This window comes from Pseudomonas caricapapayae (genome assembly GCF_001400735.1).
Classification (GTDB): Bacteria; Pseudomonadota; Gammaproteobacteria; order Pseudomonadales; family Pseudomonadaceae; genus Aquipseudomonas; species Aquipseudomonas caricapapayae.
In genome coordinates, this window is sequence record NZ_LJPW01000169.1 from 1 (window position 1) to 7,207 (window position 7,207).

The 7,207-nt window shown below is 56.2% G+C and carries 8 protein-coding genes; 4 read left to right on the forward strand and 4 right to left on the reverse strand.

The genetic code is table 11. The annotated features are described in order from the left end of the window. Positions 1-110 precede the first annotated feature (110 nt). Positions 111-410, forward strand: coding sequence for a hypothetical protein (locus tag ALO80_RS25565; RefSeq protein WP_055010998.1), 300 nt, complete (start codon positions 111-113; stop codon positions 408-410). Further along, the gene (locus ALO80_RS25570) at positions 407-1,093 is read left to right on the forward strand and encodes a DsbA family protein (protein ID WP_055010999.1); all 687 of its coding nucleotides are present in this window, start codon (positions 407-409) and stop codon (positions 1,091-1,093) included. Before ALO80_RS25565 ends, ALO80_RS25570 begins: the two co-directional genes overlap by 4 nt. A gap of 518 nt (positions 1,094-1,611) precedes the next feature. On the opposite strand, the gene ALO80_RS25575 is transcribed toward ALO80_RS25570, so the two are convergent. The 4 genes from ALO80_RS25575 to ALO80_RS25590 all read right to left on the reverse strand — a co-directional run bounded on the left by ALO80_RS25575 (position 1,612) and on the right by ALO80_RS25590 (position 5,582). Beyond that, on the reverse strand, positions 1,612-4,329 hold the full coding sequence (locus ALO80_RS25575; protein ID WP_055011000.1) for a HopW family type III effector protein: 2,718 nt from the start codon (positions 4,327-4,329) through the stop codon (positions 1,612-1,614). Between the two features lie 146 nt (positions 4,330-4,475). Beyond that, complete coding sequence (locus ALO80_RS25580) at positions 4,476-4,850, reverse strand: hypothetical protein (RefSeq protein WP_055011001.1); 375 nt, start codon at positions 4,848-4,850, stop codon at positions 4,476-4,478. 38 nt (positions 4,851-4,888) lie between these two features. Then, a complete protein-coding gene (locus ALO80_RS25585; RefSeq protein ID WP_055011002.1) occupies positions 4,889-5,095 on the reverse strand; it encodes a hypothetical protein in 207 nt (68 codons plus the stop codon). Positions 5,096-5,393: 298 nt separating this feature from the next. Beyond that, positions 5,394-5,582: a hypothetical protein gene (locus ALO80_RS25590; protein ID WP_055011003.1), complete on the reverse strand. Its 189-nt coding sequence runs from the start codon at positions 5,580-5,582 to the stop codon at positions 5,394-5,396. A 295-nt stretch (positions 5,583-5,877) separates the two neighbouring features. Here ALO80_RS25590 and ALO80_RS25595 point away from each other — a divergent pair, with 295 nt between their 5' ends. Beyond that, on the forward strand, positions 5,878-6,354 hold the full coding sequence (locus tag ALO80_RS25595) for a TIGR03757 family integrating conjugative element protein (protein WP_055011004.1): 477 nt from the start codon (positions 5,878-5,880) through the stop codon (positions 6,352-6,354). Then, positions 6,351-7,207, forward strand: an 857-nt coding sequence (locus tag ALO80_RS25600) for a TIGR03756 family integrating conjugative element protein (protein ID WP_055011005.1), incomplete at its 3' end; no start/stop codon positions are given. The genes ALO80_RS25595 and ALO80_RS25600, both read left to right, overlap by 4 nt.

Consider the following 7,207-nt stretch of genomic DNA (forward strand, 5'->3'; position numbering starts at 1 on the left):
GGTCTGGATGAACTTGGGGCAGCCCTGGCCGTTGGCCAGGCGCTGGACCGCAAACGCGGGATTGAGCCGGCAACCATTACATTCCCCTCTTCACCCTTGGAGAACCTGGCATGAGAGCCATGGATGCCCTGACTCAAAATCTGATCGACAGCCTGACTCAAATACTCAACGACCCGCAGGAAGATTCCCTCCTGGCCTTGAAGATCTGCGCTCCCGTACTGATCGAGCACTTGGAAGTCGTGAAACATGTCGCGGTTGATCGTCGAGAGATCGAATTCCAACTGCACAAGGCGCTGGACCAATGGCTTGAGCATCACCCACAGCCTGAAAGCGCGCAGAAGGCTCTGCTCACGCTGCTGAATCAGGAGCTGCTGGCCAAACAGTTCCTCGACAAAGAGGCCTGCGAATGAGGCGACCGACGCGCCGCCAAACCCTGTACGGCATCGGTGCGGTAGCCTTGGCTCTCTCGCCTTTTCTATGGCTGCCAGAACTGAGGCAGCACGTGCCCGGCGTATCAGGAGACACGGCAACGCCGGCAGTCGAGCAGATAAGGCAAAGTGGCGAATGGGTTTACGGGAATCGTGGTGCACGATTCACCATCGTGGAGTATGCAGATCTGGAATGCCCGTACTGCAAGGATTACTTTCCACAGCTCAAAGCATGGGTTGATCAGCACCAAGACGTAAACCTGCAGTGGCATCACCTTCCACTGCCGATGCACGAGCCCGCCGCGAGCTATGAAGCTCGCTGGGCTGAGTGCGCAGGGATCGAGCGAGGCAACGACGCATTCTGGCTCGCCGTGGAGCTGATTTATCAGCGCACTCGCTCGAACGGTGCGGGAGTTGCTGGCAATCCGCAAATCCCGGGGCTTGAAGATAGGCAGCGCTACATCGATAACTGCGCCTCTAACAACCCTTCCGTGCAACGGGCCGTCATCAGCCAGGCTCACAAAGCCAGCCTGGACGGCATCACCGCCACACCGACGTTGGTCATCAAGGACAAGCAATCTGGCCGCTCGATCAAGCTGCAGGGAGCACCTGACGGTGACGTGCTGCTCTCAGCAATCGACTGGCTGGTCAGCAAGAAGGATTGACGAATAAATCCAGCCTTTGACCAAGCCTTGCAAGCGCGCTCGCCTCGGCTACAGATCTGTCGTTATGGCTCACTTGGATTTCATCAATGGCTGGAGAGGCTGCCGGCAGTGCCTGAAGGAAACAACGCGGCACATCACTGGCCCGAAAGGGCCTTTGGCAGTAGAAGTGGCACGGTTTTCGTGTCACCACACAGTGGGGCAATTTATGAGAATCAACCCGGAATGTTGGCGCTGATGCTAGGTTGACTCAGTTGCTGAGATTTTAATAACCCTCCCCACCAGCTCGTTAAGCACTGTGCATGCTGGACTTTTAGACTAAGAAATGGGGCCGTCTTGTGTCAGCAACTGAGTCAGTCCAAGATCAGCGTCCACAGCCATATGGAATTTTCGGTGGTTTTGTCGTACAGCCCTATACAAACTGAGCTCAGGTCACGGCTCCGCCATCTGATAACTGCCATGGCCGAAAGTCTCGATAAAGGGCTGTTCGCGATGTGAGAGTTGGCAGAGGTGACCGCTACTCAAGGCTCGCCAGTCGACTGCTGCACAGCAGGCGTAGGGTGCGAACTGGCTATATATCGAAAGCGTCCATAGAGGCCGGCCACCATTTGCCCCCCAATAGAGGCCCCGGGAATTCGCGCAGCCCGTATTGCACTAACCGCCCCCAAGCGCGTCGCACTCATGTAATTCCCGGCCAGGGATGCTGCCGCCTTGCCTTTTTCAGTCATGTAGCTCAACCCTTTACCGGCAGCTGTGCCCGCAACTTCGCCGACCATTCCAGGTAGAGTGAGATTGGCCGCCGTCAGTACGGCAGCACCGGCGGCGTAGCCTTTCAAGCCCTTGTCGAGGAAATTCCAGAGCTTGTTAACGCCCAAAAACCCAGTCATCACCAGATTCAGCCCAACGATTTCCTTGAAAACCTGAACCGCCTTTTGCATGTCGACTTCAGGGTTCAAGGCCAGCTTGAGCATTTCCGAGGCGCACCACACGCTATCCGCAGCGTAGTCAGCCTTGCCAACCATGCTCTTCATCAACAACACCAGCGCAGCACCGATACCCGCAGTCAAAGCAACCAATCCCATTTTCGTGTAGAAATCAGGGTCTGCCTTGTGTTCGCCCTCTGGCAGCTCCAACCCGGCGCGCACGGCATCGGCTACATCAAAGACGGCCTTGAACTCGCTGCTCTTGGTGCCGAGGTACGTCAGGCTCGAGTTCATGATGTCAGTGATGTTGCTGTCTTGCTTGTAAGCTTCGGTCGCCACTTTCATCTGCTGAGCAAAATGCTCACTGGTGTCGAAGTGTCTGACCACTGCAAGGTGGTCTTCCTCAGAGATGTTCGCGTCACCCGCTTCCTGCTTGTAAAGTTTGTTCTTCGCGATCTTAAAGGCAGACGCGATCGACTCCCGGTTGAACACCCCAAGCGTGGCTGCGCCCGACATGACAGCGGTCGCGATGCCGAAACCGACCTTCTCCAACAGATGTTCGTTCTTGGCAAAGGTGGGCTGCGCCACGATGGCGTTGGCCAGCACGGTGACGAAATAGCGATTGAGCCCGTGGTCGATGTTGGTCCGGGAATTGGTCAGCTCGTTCATCATCAGGCCGGCCATGAAAACCGCATTCTTCGTAAAATGCGCAACAAGCGATGAGCTGTAGGAGTTGTCCTTGCTGACGAACGCCACCGCCAGTGGCAATGGTGCCAAGGCAAGTAACATCGCTGGACTCGCGGTCACGCGACTCATGAATGAGGCACCGTCCTTGAGTGTACCCAGCTCGGCATTCATGCTTTTGTTGAGGCTGAGCAACTCCTCACGCACGTAAGGTGGCAGCCCCGACCGGTTCAGGACCTTAGGCAATTGCTCATTATGGGCACGCCAAGCGTCGAGTTGCCCCTGTGCGTTGGCCTGAACGATCGCGCCAAGCATGTCTCGTTCCGCCTCGGTCAGCGTCGACGACGATTTTTCCAGCAACGGCCTGAGCCCCTCAGACATCGTGGTAGCAGCCTTAGGCTGCTGTTCGAGATCGGCCAGTTGCTCCTCGGTCAACAGCAGAGAGCCATTGGCCAGGGACTGACGCAGTTTTTCGTCGAACTGCATACCGCCCTGAGCTTCGATGTCGTCCACACGGGCGGGCGGCACCTGCGTATTGCTGACGATGTGCAGCTGTCCCTCTGTGAGATGAATCACATGTCTGTTCAGAAACGCATGCATTTGCGCGGGCGAAAGGTGCGGTGCCGGGCTGCGCATCAACGCCAGCAGCCCCTTGTCGTCCATGGGCGCAACCGCCCCGTAGCCATCGAACTTGCGCACCAGATTAGCGCCCGCCTTCAGTAATGCCTGACCACGCGTCAACTTAGGCTCGACGACCTCGCGACTGCGCACAAACCTTTCGCCCGACTCGCTCAATACCTCTTCCGACCGCGGCAAGAGGCCGTTGTTACGCAACTGCTCCAACAAATCCCGTGCCACTTTTGTCAGAGCGAACAGATCATCCTGCGTTGGCGTATCCGGGCAATGTTCCGTCAATGCAGCCAAAGCCTCAGGCAATTTTTCAAGGTGCAAAAGCGTATCGGCATGAGCATGGAGCAACAGAGCCACTTCTTCGGAATGAAGACGAAGGCTTTCACCCAGCTCCGCCGTGCGGACTTTGGCCATGCGAATGAAGGTGCCAAATTTCGCAAAGGACTGCGTATCGACTGACTTCTCGGCCAGAACCTTGGGATCGAGATGGATCAACGCAAGAAGATCCGGAACGCCTCGCACCTTCGCGTGCGACTCACCGGTCATCTGGCTTATTGACTGATGAAGCCGCGCCGTCTTCAGATGTTCGCAGACCCGGGACAGAGGATCATGAGAAGCATGGGACGCGTGTGTGTGTGCCAGCTGGCTGGCGCATCGGTCAATCAATCCTTTCAGCGCCTGCTGTTCGTCGCTGTCCAGCCAATGCCCGCCCTGCTCGCCCATTGCAGCCTCGGCCAGCAGATTGCCGAGTTCGGCTGCACTCGGAAATGACGGAGCTTGGCTCTCCAGCTCATGTCGAAGGGTACTCAACAGGCTTGTGAAATCTTGCGCCGCTGCAGTGGACGTGCGTCCGAACGCCATATTCACTTCACCAGACGCGACGAACGCACGGGTACGAACCTGCTGCGGCGATTGCGCATGGCTGCTCTCGGCTTCGGAGGAGGTGCCGGGAACAACCGGCAGCAATAAATGAGAGGAGCGCGTGATCTGTGCTGGGTTCATGGGTATTTTTCCTACTGACAGCGGTATTAAAGATGCAAAAGAACGAGCTAAGTGGTATTCCGCTCAGAACGGTTCCCTGCGCAGAAGTGAAAGCGCAAGAAACCCATTTATCCCGTAGCCCCTTGGGCGGCTGCACCGGAGCAATTTCAAAATCGGCTTTTACCGTCGAGCTGATCCATCAGATTGTGAAGGTCACCATGTGCTGCCTGACTGTAGGGCTCGCCATGATAGGAGAGAACGGCCAGCAGTTGGTTTTCAGAATCCTTCGGCAGGCGCACTAATTTGCCCTGATCATTGTGGAAAAGGGTACGCTCAGCCAAGCCACTATTACGTAACGGAAGCAACAGCGTTTTGACCAACTCGTAGGCTCTAAGCTCTTTGTAAGCAGTCCAAATGGCCCTGATTTCGAGCGTTCCTTCCACAAAGACCAATGTGCAGACCAAATTGTTACCTTCGGAGATGTCCTGTCGCAGGCCCAGGTGGACGTAACCAATTTGCTCGTGCAGTAGGTGCTGCAACAAGGTTGGAAAGTCGGGCGCTGAGGTACCGTCAGTAAGGGCTACGTGCCATGAACGCTTAGCAGCCGGCGCATCTGGGCTGTGAAGTGGTCACGGCCAACCAGCTGCGCCAGTTGCACCACCGGGTAGAGTGAAAGAATGGCTTCGCTTGGACGGGAGGATATTTCGACCTGTCCGAAAAAATGATCATTAAAGGTCATCGCGGTGTGGTCCTTGATGGAGGTAAACGAGCCGAACTTATCAGCCATGGCTCACTTGGTCTAAACGCAATCCAAAAGAGCCATTCCGGGGTGAGCTACCCTTTTGAGGCATACCGAACGCCCGAGACAGATCTTACGATGGTATTTTGTTCCATTGCTCCCCAAACCCCAATACCAGCAATGCTTCGACACAGCCGCAGAGCAGGGTCAAGCTTGGTGCTCGTATGATGACATCAACAACTATTATGGCGACAAGACCTCGACCTGCTTAGTTTTGAAGACGCCCTGATGGTGCGTTCTGCGCAGTAAGGAACGGCCCCAGCTGGCATACAGGCAACTCTGCCTATCAGATCAGAGACTTTTCACGCAGCAACTCAAGAAGCTCGTGCCCAAAGCCTGCCATCATTAGAACAATTCCCAAGAGGAGAGCAAACATCCCGGCTTCGGTGTACGCCAGATCGGCTGTGCGCTGCCCTGCCTCACCCAGACCGATTGAAGCCAAAACCGCGACTAGTTGAGCCAATGCTAATTTCATACGACGTTACCTGTGCCTTTTCGATGCAAAAGAGGTATTCCTTCTGACCCAGCCCCGCTCAATGCATCTGACGGGCTCAATATCATAATCTCGGAGCTGGCTACCGACCAGCAATGTCGCCCGTAACCTAGATTTCACATCTCTCCCGAAAGTGATATCGCGCTTCCTGCTGGATGGCGGGCGCACGATTCAAGCAGACGCCGCCAAACCCCAATCGTCCCGATAACGTTTTGCTACTGACGACAGTTCATTGATCGCGTTTTCTGTACCTGACACCCCCTTCAGGTACTGCCTCATGCTCCCTTCCAGAACCTATTGCTTCAGATCCAAACGTAGCCTTTTGGGCTTCCTGAGCTTGGTCATGGCTTCCCAGGTTATGTTCGCGCGCGCCGAGACATGGGTGATTACTGATCGAAACCATCCCGTTCAGGCACCTGCACATGCCCGGCTGATTCTCCTGGACGAGCAAGAACGACTTGAGACCAAACTTTCGGAAGGCCTGCCGGCAAATCAGCAGCAAGCCATCGCGATCATGCACAAGCGCCTCAAGAGCGGCGATGCGCTGCGTTTGCAAAGAGACCTGGCGTTGGCTCAACAGAGTCTTGTCGACGCTTGGAGCATTGGGGTCACGAAGGTGCCTGCTGTGGTGGTCGACCGCCAGTTTGCCGTTTACGGCGAAACCAACGTTCTGGCGGCGGAACATCGCATTGCCCAGTGGCGTGCTGCAGCCAAGCATCCACATGAAGCTGGCCAGGGAGATATGCCGCGATGAACCTGCGTAAGCCTTCGGCGTGGGCGACATTGGCGTTGTCGATATCAACCTGGCCAGCCGCCGCCGGCACAGTGACATCGGCCACCCTAGTCGCCTCTACCCTGTCGCCTGACTGCCTGGAATACAAAGTGGTCGGTATCTGCTATTGGCTGCTTTGCACGCCGTTTGGATGCAAGGTCAAAACGTCTACCAAGGTTCGCCACTTCGTTCCGGACGCGGTGGTTTCTAGCTACTCGAATACCGGCGAAAATCCTTGGGTCGAAGTCTCTTCGCTGAGCTCGCCTACGTCATTTGCCCAGGATGGCGGTGACGGAACCACCAATCACAACAATGAAGACAGCCTCGCCAAATTCAAAAACGCTGACGTCATCGGTCACCCCGGGGGAGCAACATTCAGTAAGTTTGCCAGCGCCTCGGGCTATGCCTGTCAGGGCGCTGCCACACCCTACATGCCTTACCTGCTAAGCACACTGGATACCGTCGCCTGGCGTTACGGTGTTCCCGAATCGGTGTATCCGGAAGCCCTGATTCCTGGACGGCGAGAGGTCGGAGGCCTCACCTCGGGTGACATGTGGGGAAGCGTTTACCCCCGCAGCGGCTTCATCCATCAAGCCGACGATTACAAAGCAGCATCCGTGATCGCACAGCGCGTTGGTGACGTGGTCACTCGCAGCGGTCAGGTTCATGTCTACCAACCGCTTCTGGCACAGCCTCAGCCTGGCTATTGGCCTGCTGGGGAATTGATTGAGACCGATGCCACCACTGGCAAGTGGCAAGCGCTTACGCCGGCACTCAGCCAGAGCTGTGCGGTATTCCCTAATTCACAGCCCCGTACGCAAGCCACTGATGGCGC

Coding starts and splice junctions, on each gene's coding strand:
- ALO80_RS25565 (WP_055010998.1), top strand. CDS start 111: ATGAGAGCCATGGATGCCCTGACTCAAAATCTGATCGACAGCCTGACT.
- ALO80_RS25570 (WP_055010999.1), top strand. CDS start 407: ATGAGGCGACCGACGCGCCGCCAAACCCTGTACGGCATCGGTGCGGTA.
- ALO80_RS25575 (WP_055011000.1), bottom strand. CDS start 4,329: ATGAACCCAGCACAGATCACGCGCTCCTCTCATTTATTGCTGCCGGTT.
- ALO80_RS25585 (WP_055011002.1), bottom strand. CDS start 5,095: ATGGCTGATAAGTTCGGCTCGTTTACCTCCATCAAGGACCACACCGCG.
- ALO80_RS25590 (WP_055011003.1), bottom strand. CDS start 5,582: ATGAAATTAGCATTGGCTCAACTAGTCGCGGTTTTGGCTTCAATCGGT.
- ALO80_RS25595 (WP_055011004.1), top strand. CDS start 5,878: ATGCTCCCTTCCAGAACCTATTGCTTCAGATCCAAACGTAGCCTTTTG.